The sequence below is a fragment of the Streptomyces mobaraensis NBRC 13819 = DSM 40847 genome (assembly GCF_017916255.1).
Classification (GTDB): domain Bacteria; phylum Actinomycetota; class Actinomycetes; order Streptomycetales; family Streptomycetaceae; genus Streptomyces; species Streptomyces mobaraensis.
This window is the reverse complement of record NZ_CP072827.1, coordinates 4,135,923-4,153,864: the sequence shown is the minus strand read 5'-3', so window position 1 is coordinate 4,153,864 and position 17,942 is coordinate 4,135,923. Positions and strand designations below refer to the sequence as shown.

The window sequence follows — 17,942 nt, the reverse complement described above, 5'->3', positions numbered from 1 at the left end:
GCCGCGCCCGGCGAAGCCCGCCGCCGCCACCGGCGCCCGCACGGCACCGGCGCGTCCGGGATGTCCATCGTCCCAGGTGAAACGGGGTTGCCGGGTCGGTGTCCGGGCGGAATCTCTGAGGTTTTCCCGAACGCGTCCCGCCTTAGGATCGGCGCTCTCCGATGCTGTAGTTGCGAGGAAGGGCGGCCATGTCCATGTTCCCGGGGTTCCCGGACGGAACGCGTCTGCTGGTGACCGGAGGGGCGGGCTTCATCGGCTCGCACCTCGTCGACGCCCTTCTGGAGGCCGGGGCCGAGGTCACCGTCCTGGACGACCTGACCACCGGCGATCCGGAGCGGCTGGACCCGCGGGCGGAGCTGCGCCGCGTCGACGTGGCCGACGCCGCCGCCCTCGGCGAGGCGGTGCGGTCCGTACGCCCCGACGCCGTCTGCCACCTCGCGGCGCAGATCGACGTCCGGGTCTCGGTGGCCGACCCGGCCGCCGACGCGCGGGTCAACGTGGAGGGGACGATCAACGTGCTGGAGGCGGCCCGGGCCGTCGGGGCGCGGGTGGTGTTCGCCTCCACCGGCGGGGCCCTCTACGGGGAGGGCGTCCCGGTCCCGACCGGCGAGGACACGCTGCCCGGTCCGGGCGCCCCCTACGGCACCGCCAAGTACTGCGCGGAGCAGTACGTCGGCCTCTTCAACCGGCTGCACGGAACGCGGCACAGCGTGCTGCGGCTCGGCAATGTGTACGGGCCCCGGCAGAGCCCGGGCGGAGAGGCGGGCGTCATCGCCATCCACTGCGGGCTGGCCCGCGACGGCGAGGTGCCCACCGTGTTCGGCGACGGTACGCAGACCCGCGACTACGTGTACGTCGGCGACGTCGCCGAGGCGTTCCTCGCCGCCCTCCGGCATCCCGCGCCCGGCGTCTGGAACATCGGCACGGGCAAGGGGAGCACGGTGCTGGAGGTCCTCGACCACATCGCCGCCGCCTCGGGCCGCGAGCTGCGTCCCCGCTTCGCGCCCCGCCGGCCGGGCGAGATCCAGCACAGCACGCTGGACGTCTCCCGCGCCGCCGCCGACCTGGGCTGGACCGCGTCCGTCCCGCTGGAGAAGGGCATCGCCGCCACCTACGACTGGGTCCGCTCCGGCTCGCCCGTCCGGCAGCGGGCCTGACCCGGCGGGCCGGGGGTCGTCAGGGCCCCCGGTCCGCCGCCCGCCGGGGCGTCACTTGCCGCGCAGGCGCAGCAGGAGGCCGTGGCCGACACCGATCGCGGTGGCGGCGCCGTACAGGCAGAACAGCAGGGGGGTGCAGCGGGACTCGGGGGCGGTGCGGTGCCGGTCCAGCTCCTTGCGGAGACCCGCGACGGACTGGTGGCGCCGCGCCTCCGAGTGCCCCTGCCAGTAGGCCCTGCGCAGGAGGTAGCGGAGGGTCAGCCGGCCGGGGTCGATGTCGTGGACGACCGCGTGCTCGGGCAGCAGGCGCTCCACGGCGCCCGCCTCCTTCATCAGCGCGATGAAGGTGGTGTCCTCGCCGGACTGCAGGTTGCCGCCCGTGCGGCTGAGGCCCAGGTCGAAGGTGAGGCCCCGGCGGTGGGCGAAGTCGGCGTCGACGCCCATGCAGGCGCCCCAGATCTTGACGGGACCGCGGGCTCGGTGCCAGCCGACGAGGTGGTACTGGCCGGAGGACAGGAACCAGGGCAGCCGGCCGATGTCGTGCGGCGGTCGCAGCCGGGCCCCGACCACGTGCGCCCCGGCGCGGAACGCGGCGCGGACGGCGTCCACGGCGGAGGCGTCGAGGCGCACGTCGTCGTCGACGAACAGGATGTGCCGCCCGGCGTACTCGCGCAGCACCGTGTTGCGGGACGCCGACAGCCCGTTCGTGGCGCCGAGGACGCGCATCGTCCCGCCGCCCTCGTTCACCTGGGCGGCGACCTTCTCGGCCTCCGGGGTGACCGGCCGGTCCAGCAGGACCAGGTATTCGTCGCCGTTCAACTGGTCGAGGTTGTGCCGCAGATGCCGGCGCACGTTCTCCAGACGGAAGGCACAGACCGCCACCACCATGGGACGCTGCCCGGGAGTGCCCCGGTCCGCGGTCTCTTTCTTGTCCACAGTCACTCCAGGTATGGCTGCGTTCCGTTGGAGGGGCACTGGGGAGTGCCGGTATCGGGATTCATTGTAGGAACCGCTTTCTAAGAAATGCACTAGAGAATCAACGGCCCTGACTGCATTGGCTGCTGTTAGTGTTCGGTGCGTCGGCCACGGAACGACTGGACAGGTGACGGATGTTGGAAGCGGGGCGCCTCATTCGGGCGGACGACCCGGTACTGACCTATCGCGGTGCGGTCTCCCTCCAGGAGGTCGACGGCGGAATACTGCCCTGGCGAATACCTTTTCAGGAACGGCATCTGTTCTTTCCCGAGGGCAGCGTGGGGCGCGCCGCGATGCCGTCGGGGGTACGGATCACTTTCCGCACGGACGCGGCGGGGTTCGCCTTCCGGTACGCCGCCCGGCCCGCCCACGAGATGCCGGGTCCGCCCGAGAACCCGCAGGTGGACGTGCGCGTGGACGGCAAGCCGGTCGCCAGTCTCCCGCTGGTGACCGACCAGGGGATCCACACCTGCCACGTCGGATCCCTGCCGGGCGCCGGCGCCGGCCGTCTCGTGGAGCTGTGGCTGCCCTGTCTGAACCAGTTCACCCTGCACGGGGTGGAGGTGCCGGCGGACGCCGAGGTGAGCGCGGACACCACCAGCGCGCCCCGCTGGGTCCACTACGGCTCCTCCGAGTCCCAGGGCCGGGGGGCCCTGTCGCCCAGCCGGAACTGGACCGCGACCGTCGCCACGGAACTCGGCCTGGATCTCACGTCACTGGCGATCGGGGCGGGCTGCTACCTCCAGCCGCTCTTCGCGACACTGCTCCGTGATCTGCCCGCCGATCTGATCACGTGCATGGTCGGCATCAACATCTACGGGACCCGGGCCCTCAACCAGTTCACCTACCGGCCCAACCTGATCGGCATGATCCGGATCATCCGGGAGCGGCACCCCTCGACGCCCCTGCTCATCGCGTCGCACCACCACTCCCCGTGGCACGACCCGCTGAAGGGGGACGGGTACCTGTCGCTGGTGGAGGTCCGGGAGCAGACCCGCGAGGTGGTCGAGCTGCTGCGCGCGGACGGCGACGAGAACCTCCACTACGTCCACGGTCCGAGCCTCGCCGGCCCCGAGACCGCCCACCTGTACGTGGAGCCGAGGCACCTCGACCCGCTGCACTTCAACCAGGAGGGGCACGATCTGCTCGCGGCCGCCTTCCGGCGCAAGGTCGAGGAGCTGGTGCCCGGGCTGGCGCGGGTCTAGCGGCCGACTCCCTTACCGTGCAGGGAGGTTGACCCCGGCAGGACACCGGAGACGGCACCGCCGGAGACAGCGCCACGGTGGGGCGGCGGAGGCGTCGGCGAGCCCGTGAGCCCGTGGGCGAAGGCGACCAGTCCGGCCTGCAGGCGGGACTCGACCCTGAGTTTCGCGAGGATCTGCGCCATATGCGCCTTGACGGTGCGCTCGGTGACCCCGAGGAACGCCGCGATCTCGCGGTTGGAGTAGCCATGGCTCAGCAGGGAGAAGACCTGGAGCTCGCGCTCGGAGAGCAGATGCACCTGGCCCAGCCCTTCCAGCCAGGGAAACCGCTCCTCGTCGAGGACTCGGTCGTCGGCATCGCCGGCGTCCCCGACATCGCCGACGGAATGACCCGTGTCGCATTCGGAATACAGCAAAGTGGCCCCCCGTATGAGCCTGTGGTCCTTGCATCCCCTGAGAGCATCCGACGCATCACGTACCGCGGCACCGAAAGGCCACCGCCGCACAATGAAGTCGCGCCGCACTACCACCTAAGCGACGAATGACCCTGGACATAACCCACTCGGATCATCTTATCGCATCCACGGCCAGGTTCCTTGGTGTTGCCAACCGATATGCGCGGGGTGGGCCGGCGCGTCGGACAAGGCGGCTTGCACCCTGTGGGTCGGCGACAATTCCGTTGCCAGGAAGGGGACTTCACGCCCGTCCTGCGCCACTGCGGCAGCGGGCGGCATCAAAGCCGGTTTCGACAAACTCACATCGGCCGTATGCGCGTTTTGTCCACCTCGGCTACGAAGCCGCCCGCTATCGCCCGCGGCGGCGGCTCAATTGATGCGATCCTGCAGAACCCTGGGGGGCCACGCCTCCGATCCCAGGATTCCCAGCGCGTACGCCTTGGCGACGAGCGCGGTGCGGTTGGGCACCCGGAAGCGGTCCATCATCTTACTGACGTGATACTCGACACCCTGCCGGCTGAGGTAGAGCTTGTTTGCGATGCACGTGGTGCGCTCACCTGCGGCGATGCGCTCCATGATCTTGGCGTCCAGCGTGGATAACGTCATGGGTGCAGTGGTCACCTGGTACTCCCTGAGGGGAAGAGTGCCGAGAAGGGTGGAGTGCCGAAGACGGACCCGGGCAAGCGCTGAGAGGGAAGAGCGCCCGGCGGACCCCGGGGCCGGCGGCGGGTCCATTTCTACCCACAAGTTCAACACGGCGAGTAGTGGACTTTTGTACAAGTGGAAGCCGCCGTTCTCCGATATTGGATTGTTCGAGCAAATGGGATGTATTCCGGCATCCCACACTCATACGACCGACGGGGCGCACCGCCCGCGACCCACACCGCCACATGTCCGTTCTGGCCGCATAACCCCAGGTAACGGGGCGGTAGGGCATCCGGGTGCACGCGGCGCCCGCAGCGGGCCGACGGCCGGACCCGGGGCCGCCGGCCCGCAGGACTAGCAAATTCCTCATACATGTACGCCTTATCCTCAACGCCTGCGAATCTGTGGCGGAACGAGGGGAGACGGCATGAAAATCGAGGTGCTCCAACCGACCTGCAACCTGGACACGGTGCGGGACGGTCGCGGCGGAATTTTCACCTGGGTTCCCCCGGAGCCCATCCTGGAATTCAATATGCTGCACCTGTACCCGGGAAAGGTGCGCGGTCTGCACTACCACCCGCACTTCGTCGAATACCTGCTCTTCGTCGAGGGCTCGGGCGTGCTGGTCACCAAGGACGACGCCGACGACCCGAACTGCGAGGAAGAGTTCATCCACGTCTCGCGCGGCATCTGCACCAGGACGCCCGCGGGGATCATGCACGCCGTCCACGCCATCACGCCGCTGACGTTCATCGCCATGCTCACCAAGCCCTGGGACGAGTGCGACCCGCCGCTGGTCCAGGTCGAGCCGCTGCCGCACACCCTGGAGCGCAGGTGAGGGTCGCGGTGGTCGGCGCCGGCGGCTTCGTCGGCACCGCCATCACCCGGGCGCTGGGATCCGCGGCGGTCCCCGTGACCCGTGCGACCTACGAGGAGGCCCGCCGCAGCGGCCCCTTCGACGTCCTCGTCAACACGGCCTGCCCGTCCCGGCGCTACTGGGCCCGGCAGCACCCCGACGAGGACCGCCGCGAGACCGTCGACAAGACCCGGGCGCTCCTCCGCGACTGGGAGTGGGGCCGCTTCGTGCAGATCAGCACCATCTCCGCGCGCACCCAACCGGACACCCCCTACGGCAGGAACCGGGCCGAGGCCGAGGAACTCTGCGCGGACCACCTGATCGTCCGCCTGGGTCCGATGTACGGCGACGCCAACACCAAGGGCGTCCTCATGGACTTCCTCGGGGACCAGCCGGTCTACGCGCACGGCGATTCGCGGCAGAGCTTCGCGCCGGTCGACTGGTGCGGCCGCTGGATCGCGTCCCACCTCGACGCCGAGGGCCTGTGGGAAGTGGGCGCGCGGACGACGGTCAGCCTGCGGGAGATCAGGGACGCGGTCGGCTCGCGCTCGGTCTTCGCCGGCACACGGAAGGACGACCAGTTCCCCCTGGTCAGCCGGCCCGACTGGCCGGACGCCGCGGATGTCATCGGCTGGCTCGGGGCCCGTAGCAGAGCACTGACTGGAGAATCATGACCACGACCGGTCACTCGACGGTGATCGACCGTTGCCGGATCTGCGACAACACCGAGTTGCTGCCCGTGCTCGACCTCGGTCCGCAGGCACTCACCGGGGTGTTCCCGCGGACCCGCGGCGAGGACGTCCCGTACGTCCCGCTGGAGCTGGTGCGCTGCTCGCCCGCCGGCTGCGAGCTGGTGCAGCTCCGGCACACCGCCGACTTCGACCTCATGTACGGCGAGGGCTACGGCTACCGGTCCAGCCTCAACCGCTCCATGGCGGACCACCTGCGCGGCAAGGTCGCCGCCATCACCCGGCTGGTCGACCTCGGCCCCGGCGACCTGGTCCTGGACATCGGCAGCAACGACGGCACCCTGCTGTCGGCCTACCCCGCGGGCGGCCCCGCCCTGGTCGGCGTGGACCCCGCCGCCTCCGTCTTCGCCGAGACCTACCCGCCGGGCGCCGAGCTGATCCCCGACTTCTTCGCCGCCGAACTGCTCGGCGAGCGCCGCGCCAAGGTCGTCACCTCGATCGCGATGTTCTACGACCTGCCCCGTCCCATGGACTTCATGCGCGAGATCCGCCGCGTCCTGACGGACGACGGGATCTGGGTGACCGAGCAGAGCTACCTGCCGTCGATGCTGCACGCCGCCGCCTACGACGTCGTCTGCCACGAGCACCTGGACTACTACGGGCTCCGCCAGATCGAGTGGATGGCCGAACGCACCGGCCTGAAGGTCGTGGACGCCGAGCTGACCCCCGTCTACGGCGGCAGCCTCTCGCTCGTCCTGGCCCGGCGCGACTCCCCGCGCGAGGTCAACGAGCCGGCCCTGGCCCGGATCCGCGCCGGCGAGACGGACCTGCCCTACGCCGAGTTCGCCCGGCGGACCGAGGAATCCCGCGACCGGCTCGTGGACTTCCTCACCACCTCGCGGGACAAGGGGCTGCGCACCCTCGGGTACGGCGCCTCCACCAAGGGCAACGTCATCCTCCAGTACTGCGGCCTGGACGAGACGCTCCTGCCGTGCATCGCCGAGGTGAACGAGGACAAGTTCGGCTGCTTCACGCCCGGCACGGACATCCCGATCGTCTCCGAGAAGGAGGCCCGGGCGCTGGAGCCGGACCGGTTCCTGGTCCTCCCGTGGATCTACCGGGACGCGATGGTCGCCCGGGAACGCGACTTCCTGGCGGCCGGCGGCAACCTGGTCTTCCCGCTGCCCGCCCTGGAAGTGGTGTGACGCGGTGCCGGGGATGAGAACGCGCGGCGCCCGCCCGCTCGCCATCTGCCTGCTGTCGGTGCTGCCGCTGCTGGCCGCGGGCCTGCTGCTGTGGCACGGCGCCGCGGGCAAGGGCGGCGGGCACTCCGGGTCCGGGGGCGCCGCGCGGGGCGGACCCCCCGTCGAGGCGTGGCGGTTGCTGCTCGCCCTCGCCGTGGTGGTGGCCGTCGCGCGGGGCCTCGGGACGCTGGCGAGCCGGTACCTGGGGCAGCCGCGCGTGGTGGGCGAGATGGTCTCCGGGATCGTCCTGGGCCCCTCGGTGCTCGGCCTCGTCGCCCCCCGCGCCTACGACGCCCTCTTCCCCGCCGCCCTCCACGCGTACCTCAACCTCGTCGCCCAGATCGGGCTGGCGCTGTTCATGTTCCTGATCGGCATGGAGTTCGGCGAGACCCGGCACGAGGACACGGGCCGCACCGGCGTCGCCGTGGGACTCGTCGGCGTCTGCCTGTCGTTCGGGCTCGGCTGCGGCCTGGGGTACGCGCTGTACACCGGCTACGCCCCGGAGGGCGTCGGCTTCCTGCCGTTCACCCTGTTCCTGGGCCTGGCCATGAGCGTGACCGCCTTCCCCGTACTGGCCCGGCTGCTGATGGAACGCGGCATGCTGCAGTCCCGGGCGGGCGCGTACGCCATCGTGGGGGCGGCCACCGCCGACCTCGCCTGCTGGCTGCTGCTCGCGGGCGTCGTCGCGCTGCTGCGCGGCGGTTCGCCGCTGGGCGTGCTGCGCACCCTCGCGCTGACCGCGGCCTTCTTCGGCGTCATGGTGGTGGTCGTCCGCCCCGCCCTGCGCCGCCTCCTGGAACGGCCCGAGCGCCGGCTCGCCGACGGCGGTGTACTCACCCTGATCATCCCGGGCGTCCTGCTGTCGGCGGTCGCCACCGAGCTGATCGGCATCCACCTCATCTTCGGCGCCTTCCTCTTCGGTGCCGTCTGCCCGAAGTCGACGCCGGTCCTGGAGAACGCCCGCGGCAAACTGCAGGAACTCGTCACGGCCGTGCTGCTGCCCCCGTTCTTCGCCTCGGTCGGGGTGAAGACCGACCTGCTGCGGCTCGGTGACGGCGGCGGGGCCCTGTGGGTGTGGGCCGGTGTCGCCCTCCTCGTCGCCGTCGCGGGGAAGTTGACGGGCAGCGCGGCCGCGGCGGCGCTGATGTCGGTGGAACGCGTCGACGCCCTGCGCATCGGCGTGCTCATGAACTGCCGCGGGCTGACCGAGCTGGTGATCCTCACCATCGGACTCGACCTCGGCGTCCTGTCGCCGGCGCTGTTCACCATGCTGGTCGTGGTCACCCTGTGCGCCACCGTCATGACCGCTCCGCTGCTCGACCTGCTGGACCGCGCGGAGGCGCGCCGCGCCGCGCCCGCTCCCGCGAAGGCGGCGGCCGTGGCCCGCTGAACGGGACCCGGCGGAAAACGAATTCAGAACACGAATTGCCGGGCGAGGTCTAGGTGATTCCTTCAAAAATGCCGACGGGTCGCTGACTATGATCGGCACGGAATGACCTGCTGTGCGCGCCGGTCCAGTAAACCTGAAAACAGGGAGGTGGGTTGGTGCAGATAGCCGACCTGTACATCGGTGCTCTCGGCGTATTCGTACCGCCCGTGGTGAGCGTCGAATGGGCCGTGGAACGCGGCCTCTATCCGGCCGAGGAAGCCGAGGCGCACGAACTCGGCGGGGTCGCCGTCGCCGGCGACATCCCCCCTCCGGAAATGGCCTTGCGGGCGGCGCAGCAGGCGGTGAAACGGTGGGGCGGATCGCCGAAGGAATTCGATCTGCTGCTGTACGCGAGCACCTGGCACCAGGGCCCCGACGGCTGGCCGCCGCAGGCGTACCTGCAGCGGCACCTGGTGGGCGGGGACATGCTCGCCCTGGAGATCCGGCAGGGCTGCAACGGCGTCTTCAGCGCGCTGGAACTCGCCGCCGCCTACCTGCGGGCCGATCCGGACCGCACGAGCGCGCTGATCGTCGCCGCCGACAACTACGGCACGCCGCTGGTCGACCGGTGGCGGATGGGTCCCGGCTTCATCGGCGGCGACGCCGCGTCGGCCCTGGTGCTGACCAAGCGGCCCGGCTTCGCCCGGCTGTGCTCGCTGGCGTCCAAGGGCCTGCCGGAGATCGAGTCGCTGCACCGGGGCGACGAGCCGCTGTTCCCGCCGAGCATCACCCGGGGCCGTCCGACCGACTTCAGCGCCCGCATCGGCCAGCAGTTCGCCACCCGGAGCCCCGCCTCCCTCGCGATGGCCGACATCCAGGACCACATGACCGAGATCGCCGAGCGCGCCCTGGCGGGGGCCGGCATCGGCATGGCGGACGTCGCCCGCGTCTCCTTCATGAACTACTCCCGGGAAGTGGTCGAACAGCGCTGCATGGCGGCCTGGGGGCTGCCGCTGTCCCGTTCGACCTGGGAGTTCGGCCGCGGCATCGGCCACTGCGGGGCCAGCGACCACCTGCTCTCCATGGAACACCTCGTACGGACCGGTGAGCTCGCCCCCGGCGACCACGTCCTGCAACTCGCCACCGCTCCCGGCCTCGTGGTGTCCAGCGCCGTCCTTCAGGTTCTCGAATCGCCGGACTGGGACGCATGACGAATACCGGCAACGACGAACGGAACACGCCCGTGACACCCCTCGCACACCCGGCAGACTCCCTTCCCCCGGTGGCCGTGGTCGGGATCGGCTGCCGGTTCCCCGGCGGCGTCGAATCCCCCGACGGGTTCTGGGACCTGCTGGCGGCCGGCCGCAACACCGTCGGCGACATGCCCACCGACCGCTGGGAGGAGTACCGGGACTTCGGCCCGCGCTTCGACGCGGCGCTGCGGAAGGCCATCCGCGCCGGCAGCTACCTGGACGGCGACATCGCGGGCTTCGACGCCGAGTTCTTCGGTATCTCCCCGCGCGAGGCCGAGCTGATGGACCCGCAGCAGCGCCTCATGCTGGAGGTGTCCTGGCAGGCGCTGGAGCACGCGGGCATCGCGCCGCACACCCTGGCGGGGACCGACACCGGTGTGTTCGCCGGCGTCTGCACCTACGACTACGGCGCCGGCCGGCTGGAGGACCTGCCGGGCATCGACGCCTGGACGGGGATCGGCGCGGCGGTGTGCGCCGTGTCGAACCGCGTCTCGCACGCGCTCGACCTGCGCGGACCCAGCCTCTCCATCGACACCGCCTGCTCCGCCTCCCTGGTGGCGCTGCACACCGCCGCGCAGAGCCTGCGGCTCGGCGAGTGCTCCGTGGCGCTGGCCGGCGGCGTCAACCTGCTGGTGTCGCCCGGCCAGACGATCGCCCTGGGCACGGCCGGCGCACTGGCGCCCGACGGCCGCAGCAAGCCGTTCTCCGCGTCCGCCGACGGCTACGGCCGGGGCGAGGGCTGCGGCGTGCTGGTCCTCAAGCTGCTGGCGGACGCCGAACGCGACGGCGACCGGGTGCTGGCGGTGCTGCGCGGCAGCGCGGTCAACCAGGACGGGCGCACCAACGGCATCATGGCCCCCTGCGGTCAGGCCCAGGAGCACGTCATGCGGCGTGCCCTGGCGGCCGCGGGCGTCGACGCCGGCACCGTCGACTTCGTGGAGGCCCACGGCACCGGCACCCGCCTCGGCGACCCCATGGAGATCGGCGCGATCGGCGCCGTCTACGGAGCGGACCGCGCCGGCGGCGAGCCGTGCGTGGTCGGGTCGGTGAAGTCCAACATCGGCCACCTGGAAGGCGCCGCGGGCGTCGCCGGGGTCATCAAGGCCGTCCTCGCCCTGGGGCGTGACCACATCCCGGCCACCCTGCTGGACGGCGACCCCAACCCCGAGATCGACTGGGACGGCCACGCCATCCGGCTGGCCACCGGGGCCGTGCCCTGGCCCGAGCGCCCGCACCCCCGCCGCGCCGCCGTCTCCGGCTTCGGCTACGGCGGCACCGTGGCCCACGTCGTCCTGGAGCAGGCGCCCCCCACGCCCGCCCGTCCCGCGCCGGAGCCGGCCGGGACCGTGTTCCCGCTCTCCGCCGCCTCCCCCGAGGCGCTCCGCGCGGGCGCCGGCGCGCTCGCCGAGCGGGTCGAGGCGGGCCTGGACCCCGCCGCGCTCGGGCACACCCTGGCCCACCGGCGTTCCCCGCTCGCCCACCGGGCGGCCGTCGTGGCGGCCGACCGCGGCGAACTGGCCGCCGGGCTGCGCGCGCTGGCCGCCGGGGAGCCGGCGCCCGGCGTCGTCACCGGGGCGGCGCTGCCGGACACCGCCCGTCCCGTCTGGGTGTTCTCGGGCCACGGCTCCCAGTGGGCCGGGATGGGCCGGGAACTGCTGGAGTCCGAGCCGGTGTTCGCCGCGGCGATCGACGAGCTGGAGCCGGTGTTCAAGGAGGAGATCGGGTTCTCGCCCCGGCAGACGCTGCTGGAGGGCGACCACACCGAGGTCCACCGCGCCCAGACCATGATCTTCGCGATGCAGCTCGGACTCGCCGCGCTGTGGCGGTCCCGGGGCGTCGAGCCCGCCGCCGTCATCGGCCACTCGGTCGGCGAGATCGCCGCCGCCGTCACCGCCGGCGTACTGACCACGGCCGACGGGGCCCGGCTGATCTGCCGCCGGTCGCTGCTGCTGCGCGAGGCCGCCGGGCGCGGGGCGATGGCCATGGTGAACCTGCCCTTCGACGAGGTCGCCGAGCGGCTCGCGGGGAACGGCGCGGTCGTCGCCGCCATCGCGTCCTCGACGTCGTCCACCGTCGTCTCGGGCGACCCGGAGGCGGTCGACGAGGTCGTCGGCCGCTGGACCGACGAGGGGCTGGTCGTCCGGCGGGTCGCCTCCGACGTGGCCTTCCACAGCCCGCACATGGACCCGCTGCTCGACCGGCTCCGCGCGGCCTGCGCCGAGCTGCGGCCGGGCACCCCGCACACCCCCCTCTACACGACGGCGCTCGCGGACCCGCGGGCCGCGATGGCCGCCGACGGCGCGTACTGGGCGGCCAACCTGCGCAACCCGGTGCGGCTCGCCGCGGCGGTCACCGCGGCGGCCGAGGACGGCCACCGGGCGTTCGTCGAGCTGGCCCCGCACCCCGTGGTCGCGCACTCGGTCCACGAGACGCTGGCCGAGCGCGGCGTGGAGGACGTGTTCGTCGGCACGACGCTGCGGCGCGACAAGCCCGAGGCGCGGACCTTCGACGCGGCCGTGGGCGCGGCCCACTGCCACGGCGTGACCGTGGACTGGCCGGCGCTCCAGCCGAACGGGGACCTGGCGACCCTGCCGCCGTACCCCTGGCAGCACCGCTCGCTCTGGCGCTCCATCGCCGGGTCGCGGACGGCAGGACGCGGCCACGACGTCGCGTCCCACACCCTGCTGGGCACCCCCGCGGCCGTGGCCGGCAGCGAACTGAGGCTGTGGCACAGCACGCTGGACGACGACAGCCGCCCGTACCCGGGCAGCCACGCCCTCAATGGCGTGGAGATCGTCCCGGCCGCCGTGCTGGCGGTCACGTTCCTGACCGCGGCGGCCGAGGACGGCGAACCCCGCGCCCTGCGGGACATGACGATGACCCACCCGGTGCTCACGGCCGGTCAGCGGCAGATCCAGGTCGTCCACGAGGGCGACGTGGTCCGGCTGGCCTCCCGTACGGTCGCGGACGCGTCCGAGCCGAACCCCGCCTGGCTCGTCCACTGCGCGTCCGGCACCGCCGCGCCGGATCTCGCCGCCCTGGCGTCGCGCACGCTGCTGGACCCGGCCGAGCACCGGCTCGAACCCGCCGATCCCGGCCTGGTCGCGCGGCGGCTGGCCGAGGTGGGCGTGCCCTCGACCGGTTTCGACTGGACCGTGGAGAGCCTGTCCGCCGGCTTCGGCGTGCTGCACGCCCGCGTCGCCTCGCCGGAGACCGGTTCCTGGGCCCCGCTGCTGGACGCCGTGATGTCCATCGCGCCCGCCGCCTTCATGGGCCTCCCCCAACTCCGCATGGTCGTCCAGGTGGACGAGATCACCGTCCACGGCACGCCCCCGGACGCGGCGACGGTCGAGGTCGTGCTCGATCCCGGCGTCACCGACACCGTGCACGCCCTGGTCACCGACGGGGACGGCCGCCCGGTGGCGAGCCTGCGCGGCCTGCGCTACCCGGTGGTCGAGCAGCCGGCCGCGCCGGCCGCCGACGAGCCGGGCCGGGAGGCGGACGCGGACGCGGTGTCGTTCGCGGGCCTGGCGCCGGACGAGCTGCGGCAGCGGGTGCTCGACGAGGTGCGCGCGCAGATCGCGCAGGAGATGCGGCTGGCCCCTGCGGACCTGCACGTCCGCCGCCCGCTGGTGGAGCAGGGGCTGGACTCGGTGATGACGGTGGTCGTCCGCCGCCGGCTGGAGAAGCGCGTCGGCCGGGACGTGCCCGCCAACGTCTTCTGGAAGCTGCCCACCATCCGCGACATCGCCGACCACCTGACCGAGCGGCTCGCCGAGGTCCCGGCCGAGGACGTCCCGGCGTCCTGATTCACGAACGGTGCGACGTGCTCCAAGGGGTATGGAGGCGGGGGTGAATACCCCGCCGCCATCGGCCCCGAAACCTAGGGAAAACCCGAAGGACGCGCCACTACGATCGTTCTTGAGCGGAGAAAGCCAATGCCACCTGGAGTTCCCTTGAAACGAGTCGAGCCAACGACGCTGATCGTAAGGTGCGGGATATGAAGGCGCTCATATTGGTGGGCGGGGTCGGTTCGAGATTGCGCCCGATCACGCACACCTCGGCCAAACAGCTGATTCCGGTGGCCAATATCCCCGTTCTCTCCTATGTGCTGAATTCCATCAAGGAGGCCGGGATATCCGAGGTCGGAATGGTCGTCGGGGCCACCGCCACGGAGATCCGGGCCGCCGTGGGGGACGGCGCGCAGTTCGGGCTGAACGTCACCTACCTCCAGCAGGACGCCCCGCGCGGGCTGGCCGACGCCGTGCTCATCTCCCGTGACTTCCTGGGCGACGACGACTTCGTCATGTACCTGGGCGACAACTACGTCGTGGACGGCATCGTCGACTTCGTCGAGGACTTCCGCCGCGACAAGGCCGCGGCGCAGGTCATGCTCGCCCGCGTCGACGACCCGCGCCGGTTCGGCGTGGCCGAACTGGACGTCGACGGCCGGGTGACCGCCGTCGTCGAGAAGCCCCAGGACCCGCGGAGCGACCTGGCGATCGTCGGCGTGTACGCCTTCAGCCCGCTGGTGCACGAGGCCGTGGCCGGCATCAAGCCCTCCTGGCGCGACGAGCTGGAGATCACCGACGCGGTGCAGTGGCTGGTGGACCAGGGGCACCGGGTCGGCTCCACGGTCATCGACCGCTACTGGAAGGACATCGCCGGCGTCGACGACGTCCTGGAGATGAACCGCCACGTGCTGGAGACCGTCGAGGGACGCGTCGACGGCGAGGTGGACGAGGCCAGCGAGCTCGTGGGCCGCGTCGTGGTGGAGGCCGGGGCGAAGGTCACCGGATCCCGCATCGTCGGTCCCGCCGTCATCGGCCCGGACACCGTGGTGCAGGACTCCTACGTCGGCCCCTTCACCTCCATCGACGGGAACTGCCGGATCACGCACAGCGAGATCCAGTACTCCATCGTCCTGCGCGGCGCCTCGATCGAGGGCGTCGCCCGGGTCGAGGACTCGGTGATCGGCCGCGAGACCGAGGTGAACGCCGCCCCCCGGACGTCGACCGCGCACCGCCTGGTGCTGGGAGACCACAGCCGGGTCCGGGTCGGCTGTTGAGCGGGATTGCGGAAACGGGGGACGCGACGGTGATGGCGGGCAGCGAGGACGAGCGGGACGGCGGCACGGGCGCGGAGCGGGGCAGGAGCGTCCTCGTCATCGGCGGGGCGGGCTTCATCGGCTCCCACTACGTGCGCGAACTGATCCGGGACGGCGGCCCGGCGCGGGTGACCGTGCTGGACAAGCTGACCTACGCCGGCAACCCGGCCAACCTGGACCCGGTCGCCGGCCGGTACACCTTCGTCCACGGCGACATCTGCGACACCGGGCTGCTCGCCGACGTCGTCCCCGGCCACGACCTGGTGGTCAACTTCGCGGCGGAGTCGCACGTCGACCGGTCGATCGCCGACGCGGCCCCCTTCATCCGCACCAACGTGCTGGGCGTCCAGGCCCTGATGCAGGTGTGCATGGAGGCCGGCACGCGCAAGATCGTGCAGGTCTCCACCGACGAGGTGTACGGCAGCATCGAGACCGGCTCCTGGGACGAGGACGCGCTGATCGCGCCCAACTCGCCCTACGCGGCCTCCAAGGCGGGCGGCGACATGGTCGCCCTGGCCTACGCCCGGACCCACGGGCTGCCGGTGAGCGTGACGCGGTGCGGCAACAACTACGGGCCCTACCAGTTCCCGGAGAAGGTCGTCCCGCTGTTCACCACCCGGCTGCTGGACGGGCACGGCATCCCGCTGTACGGCGACGGCGGCAACGTCCGCGACTGGGTGCACGTCTCCGACCACGTCCGCGGCATCCGGCTGGTCGCCGAGCGCGGCCTGCCGGGGCAGGTCTACCACATCGCGGGCACCGCCGAGTTGACCAACCTGGAGCTCACCCGGCACCTGCTGGACGCGCTGGGCGCCGACTGGGACCGGGTCGAGCGGGTGGCCGACCGCAAGGGCCACGACCGGCGCTACTCGCTCTCCGACGCCCGGCTCCGCGCACTCGGCTACACGCCCCAGGTGCCCTTCGAGCAGGGCCTGGCCGACACCGTGCGCTGGTACGCCGAGAACCGGGACTGGTGGGAGCCGCTCAACGAGCGCGCCCGTTCCGGGGCCGCGGCACCGGCCGTCGTCGGCTAGCCGCCGCACCGGGCGCCGCTCACGGCGTCCCCCTTCCCTGACGTAATCCCCATTTCGCGTGACATCCAGGAGTTTTTGATGGCGCACTGTCTGGTGACCGGCGGAGCCGGCTTCATCGGCTCGCACGTGGCGGAGGCCCTGCTCGGCCTCGGGCACCGGGTGTCGGTCCTCGACGACCTCAGCGGCGGCAGCGCCGAGCGCGTACCCGACGGTGCGGAGCTGTTCGTCGGCTCGGTGACCGACGCGGAGCTGGTCGACAAGCTCTTCGCCGAGCAGCGGTTCGACCGCGTCTTCCACTTCGCGGCGTTCGCCGCCGAGGCCATCAGCCACTCGGTCAAGAGCCTCAACTACGGCACCAACGTCATGGGCAGCGTGAACCTCATCAACGCCGCCCTGCACCACGGGGTCTCCTTCTTCTGCTTCGCCTCCTCGGTCGCGGTGTACGGCCACGGCGAGACCCCGATGCGGGAGTCGTCGATCCCGGTCCCGGCCGACAGCTACGGCAACGCCAAGCTCACGGTCGAGCGCGAGCTGGAAACGACCATGCGCACCCAGGGCCTGCCCTTCACGGCCTTCCGCATGCACAACGTGTACGGCGAATGGCAGAACATGCGCGACCCGTACCGCAACGCGGTCGCCATCTTCTTCAACCAGATCCTGCGCGGCGAGCCGATCTCCGTGTACGGCGACGGCGGCCAGGTCCGGGCGTTCAGCTACGTGAAGGACATCGTGGACGTCATCGTCCGCGCCCCCGAGACCGAGGCCGCCTGGGGCCGGGCCTTCAACGTCGGCTCGTCCCGCACCAACACCGTGCTGGAGCTCGCCCAGGCCGTGCGCCGGGCGGCCGGCGCCCCCGACCACCCCATCGCCCACCTGCCGGCCCGCGACGAGGTGATGGTCGCCTACACCGCCACCGAGGAGGCCCGCGAGGTCTTCGGCGACTGGGCGGACACCCCGCTGGCGGACGGCCTGGCCCGCACCGCCGCCTGGGCCGCCTCCGTCGGCCCCGCCGAGCTGAGCCCCTCGTTCGACATCGAGATCGGCGGGGAGCACGTCCCGGAGTGGGCGCAGTGCGTGGCCGACCGGCTCAGCGCCGCCGGCCGCTGAGCCCGCCCCTCCTTCCCCCTTCCCCCCTTTTCCGGCCGCCCCCAGCCCGTCCCGCGCCGCAACGCACCTGATAGTGGAGGAACACCGCAGTGAACGATCTTGAAATCCAGCGTCGGGTACGCGAGCTCGAGCCGTGGGTGAACGACTTCGTCTACAACGGGGTCCGGTACGCCACCGCGTCCACCCGCGACTACCTGCTGAGCCAGCCCCCGCAGGACCGGGCCGACGCCTTCTTCGGCGCGTTCCCGCAGGCCAAGCGGGTCCTGGAGCTGGGCGCGCTGGAGGGCGCGGACACCCTGGCGATGGCCGGGCAGCCGGGCGTCGAGATCCTCGCCCTGGAGGGCCGCGAGGAGAACCTGCGCCGCGCCGAGTTCGTCATGGAGCTGCACGGCGTCTCCAACGTCGAACTGCGCCTCGCCGACGTGGAGTCGATGGACTTCGCCGCCCTCGGCCACTTCGACGCCACGCTGTGCGCGGGCCTCCTCTACCACGTGCAGCGTCCCTGGGAGCTGCTCGCGGACATCGGCTCCGTCTCCGACTGCCTCTACCTCTCCACCCACTACTGGGGCAGCTCGGAGGGCCTGGACGTCGTCGACGGCTACGCGTTCCACCCGGTCCGCGAGGACCACCCCGAGCCGCAGGCCCGCGGCCTCAGCGTCGACGTGCGCTGGCTGGACCGGCCGTCCCTGATGCGCGCCCTGGAGCGGGCGGGCTTCACCGACGTCGAGGTCCTCCAGGAGCGGGTCACCCCCGAGGTCTGCAACATCGTCACGGCCGCCCGCAAGCCCGGCGTGCCCCGCCCGTGACACGACGAGGACGAGGCGAAGGGACCGAAAGGGAGTGGATGAC

Annotated in this window: 15 protein-coding genes; 12 read left to right on the top strand and 3 right to left on the bottom strand. The window is 71.9% G+C overall.

Translation table 11 applies throughout. From position 1 onward, the window contains the following. The first annotated feature begins 188 nt into the window (after positions 1-188). Positions 189-1,157: an NAD-dependent epimerase/dehydratase family protein gene (locus tag J7W19_RS17785; RefSeq protein ID WP_004940298.1), complete on the top strand. Its 969-nt coding sequence runs from the start codon at positions 189-191 to the stop codon at positions 1,155-1,157. A 51-nt stretch (positions 1,158-1,208) separates the two neighbouring features. Here the strand turns inward: J7W19_RS17785 and J7W19_RS17780 are convergent, their stop codons facing one another. Then, complete coding sequence (locus J7W19_RS17780) at positions 1,209-2,093, bottom strand: glycosyltransferase (RefSeq protein ID WP_233478127.1); 885 nt, start codon at positions 2,091-2,093, stop codon at positions 1,209-1,211. Between the two features lie 173 nt (positions 2,094-2,266). On the opposite strand from J7W19_RS17780, the gene J7W19_RS17775 reads away from it, so the two are divergent. Then, a complete protein-coding gene (locus tag J7W19_RS17775; protein WP_051072483.1) occupies positions 2,267-3,337 on the top strand; it encodes a GDSL-type esterase/lipase family protein in 1,071 nt (356 codons plus the stop codon). Here J7W19_RS17775 and J7W19_RS17770 read toward each other — a convergent pair. Next, a complete protein-coding gene (locus J7W19_RS17770) occupies positions 3,334-3,750 on the bottom strand; it encodes a response regulator transcription factor (protein WP_051072482.1) in 417 nt (138 codons plus the stop codon). The two genes, J7W19_RS17775 and J7W19_RS17770, sit on opposite strands and share 4 nt — an antisense overlap. 408 nt (positions 3,751-4,158) lie before the next feature. Beyond that, positions 4,159-4,410 carry a LuxR C-terminal-related transcriptional regulator gene (locus J7W19_RS17765; protein ID WP_106429524.1) on the bottom strand — a complete coding sequence of 84 codons (252 nt, stop codon included), beginning with the start codon at positions 4,408-4,410 and terminating at the stop codon, positions 4,159-4,161. 451 nt (positions 4,411-4,861) lie between these two features. Between J7W19_RS17765 and J7W19_RS17760 the strand changes: the two genes are divergently transcribed. From J7W19_RS17760 to J7W19_RS17715, 10 genes are all read left to right on the top strand, one after another. Further along, positions 4,862-5,272 carry a cupin domain-containing protein gene (locus tag J7W19_RS17760; protein ID WP_004940293.1) on the top strand — a complete coding sequence of 137 codons (411 nt, stop codon included), beginning with the start codon at positions 4,862-4,864 and terminating at the stop codon, positions 5,270-5,272. Continuing rightward, positions 5,269-5,964, top strand: coding sequence for an NAD-dependent epimerase/dehydratase family protein (locus tag J7W19_RS17755; RefSeq protein ID WP_106429523.1), 696 nt, complete (start codon positions 5,269-5,271; stop codon positions 5,962-5,964). The genes J7W19_RS17760 and J7W19_RS17755 overlap by 4 nt, the downstream gene beginning before the upstream one ends. Next, positions 5,961-7,184, top strand: coding sequence for a class I SAM-dependent methyltransferase (locus J7W19_RS17750; RefSeq protein ID WP_004940291.1), 1,224 nt, complete (start codon positions 5,961-5,963; stop codon positions 7,182-7,184). The genes J7W19_RS17755 and J7W19_RS17750 overlap by 4 nt, the downstream gene beginning before the upstream one ends. 13 nt (positions 7,185-7,197) lie before the next feature. After that, positions 7,198-8,613 (top strand): cation:proton antiporter domain-containing protein, encoded by a 1,416-nt coding sequence (locus J7W19_RS17745; RefSeq protein WP_004940289.1) that lies wholly within the window; start codon positions 7,198-7,200, stop codon positions 8,611-8,613. 155 nt (positions 8,614-8,768) lie between these two features. Continuing rightward, complete coding sequence (locus J7W19_RS17740; RefSeq protein ID WP_004940288.1) at positions 8,769-9,803, top strand: ketoacyl-ACP synthase III family protein; 1,035 nt, start codon at positions 8,769-8,771, stop codon at positions 9,801-9,803. 32 nt (positions 9,804-9,835) lie between these two features. Beyond that, positions 9,836-13,654 carry a type I polyketide synthase gene (locus J7W19_RS17735; RefSeq protein ID WP_233478126.1) on the top strand — a complete coding sequence of 1,273 codons (3,819 nt, stop codon included), beginning with the start codon at positions 9,836-9,838 and terminating at the stop codon, positions 13,652-13,654. Between the two features lie 191 nt (positions 13,655-13,845). Continuing rightward, positions 13,846-14,913: a glucose-1-phosphate thymidylyltransferase gene (locus J7W19_RS17730; protein ID WP_040888103.1), complete on the top strand. Its 1,068-nt coding sequence runs from the start codon at positions 13,846-13,848 to the stop codon at positions 14,911-14,913. Between the two features lie 32 nt (positions 14,914-14,945). Continuing rightward, positions 14,946-15,986, top strand: a complete 1,041-nt coding sequence (gene rfbB / locus J7W19_RS17725; protein ID WP_004940284.1) for a dTDP-glucose 4,6-dehydratase — start codon at positions 14,946-14,948, stop codon at positions 15,984-15,986. A gap of 78 nt (positions 15,987-16,064) precedes the next feature. After that, positions 16,065-17,093: an NAD-dependent epimerase/dehydratase family protein gene (locus tag J7W19_RS17720; protein ID WP_004940283.1), complete on the top strand. Its 1,029-nt coding sequence runs from the start codon at positions 16,065-16,067 to the stop codon at positions 17,091-17,093. A gap of 89 nt (positions 17,094-17,182) precedes the next feature. Beyond that, complete coding sequence (locus J7W19_RS17715; protein WP_004940281.1) at positions 17,183-17,899, top strand: class I SAM-dependent methyltransferase; 717 nt, start codon at positions 17,183-17,185, stop codon at positions 17,897-17,899. Positions 17,900-17,942 lie beyond the last annotated feature (43 nt).

Bases quoted from the DNA above. Each gene is read 5' to 3' on its own strand.
- rfbB (WP_004940284.1), top strand. From the start codon at position 14,946: ATGGCGGGCAGCGAGGACGAGCGGGACGGCGGCACGGGCGCGGAGCGG.
- J7W19_RS17785 (WP_004940298.1), top strand. From the start codon at position 189: ATGTCCATGTTCCCGGGGTTCCCGGACGGAACGCGTCTGCTGGTGACC.
- J7W19_RS17720 (WP_004940283.1), top strand. From the start codon at position 16,065: ATGGCGCACTGTCTGGTGACCGGCGGAGCCGGCTTCATCGGCTCGCAC.
- J7W19_RS17760 (WP_004940293.1), top strand. From the start codon at position 4,862: ATGAAAATCGAGGTGCTCCAACCGACCTGCAACCTGGACACGGTGCGG.
- J7W19_RS17730 (WP_040888103.1), top strand. From the start codon at position 13,846: ATGAAGGCGCTCATATTGGTGGGCGGGGTCGGTTCGAGATTGCGCCCG.
- J7W19_RS17750 (WP_004940291.1), top strand. From the start codon at position 5,961: ATGACCACGACCGGTCACTCGACGGTGATCGACCGTTGCCGGATCTGC.
- J7W19_RS17775 (WP_051072483.1), top strand. From the start codon at position 2,267: ATGTTGGAAGCGGGGCGCCTCATTCGGGCGGACGACCCGGTACTGACC.
- J7W19_RS17745 (WP_004940289.1), top strand. From the start codon at position 7,198: ATGAGAACGCGCGGCGCCCGCCCGCTCGCCATCTGCCTGCTGTCGGTG.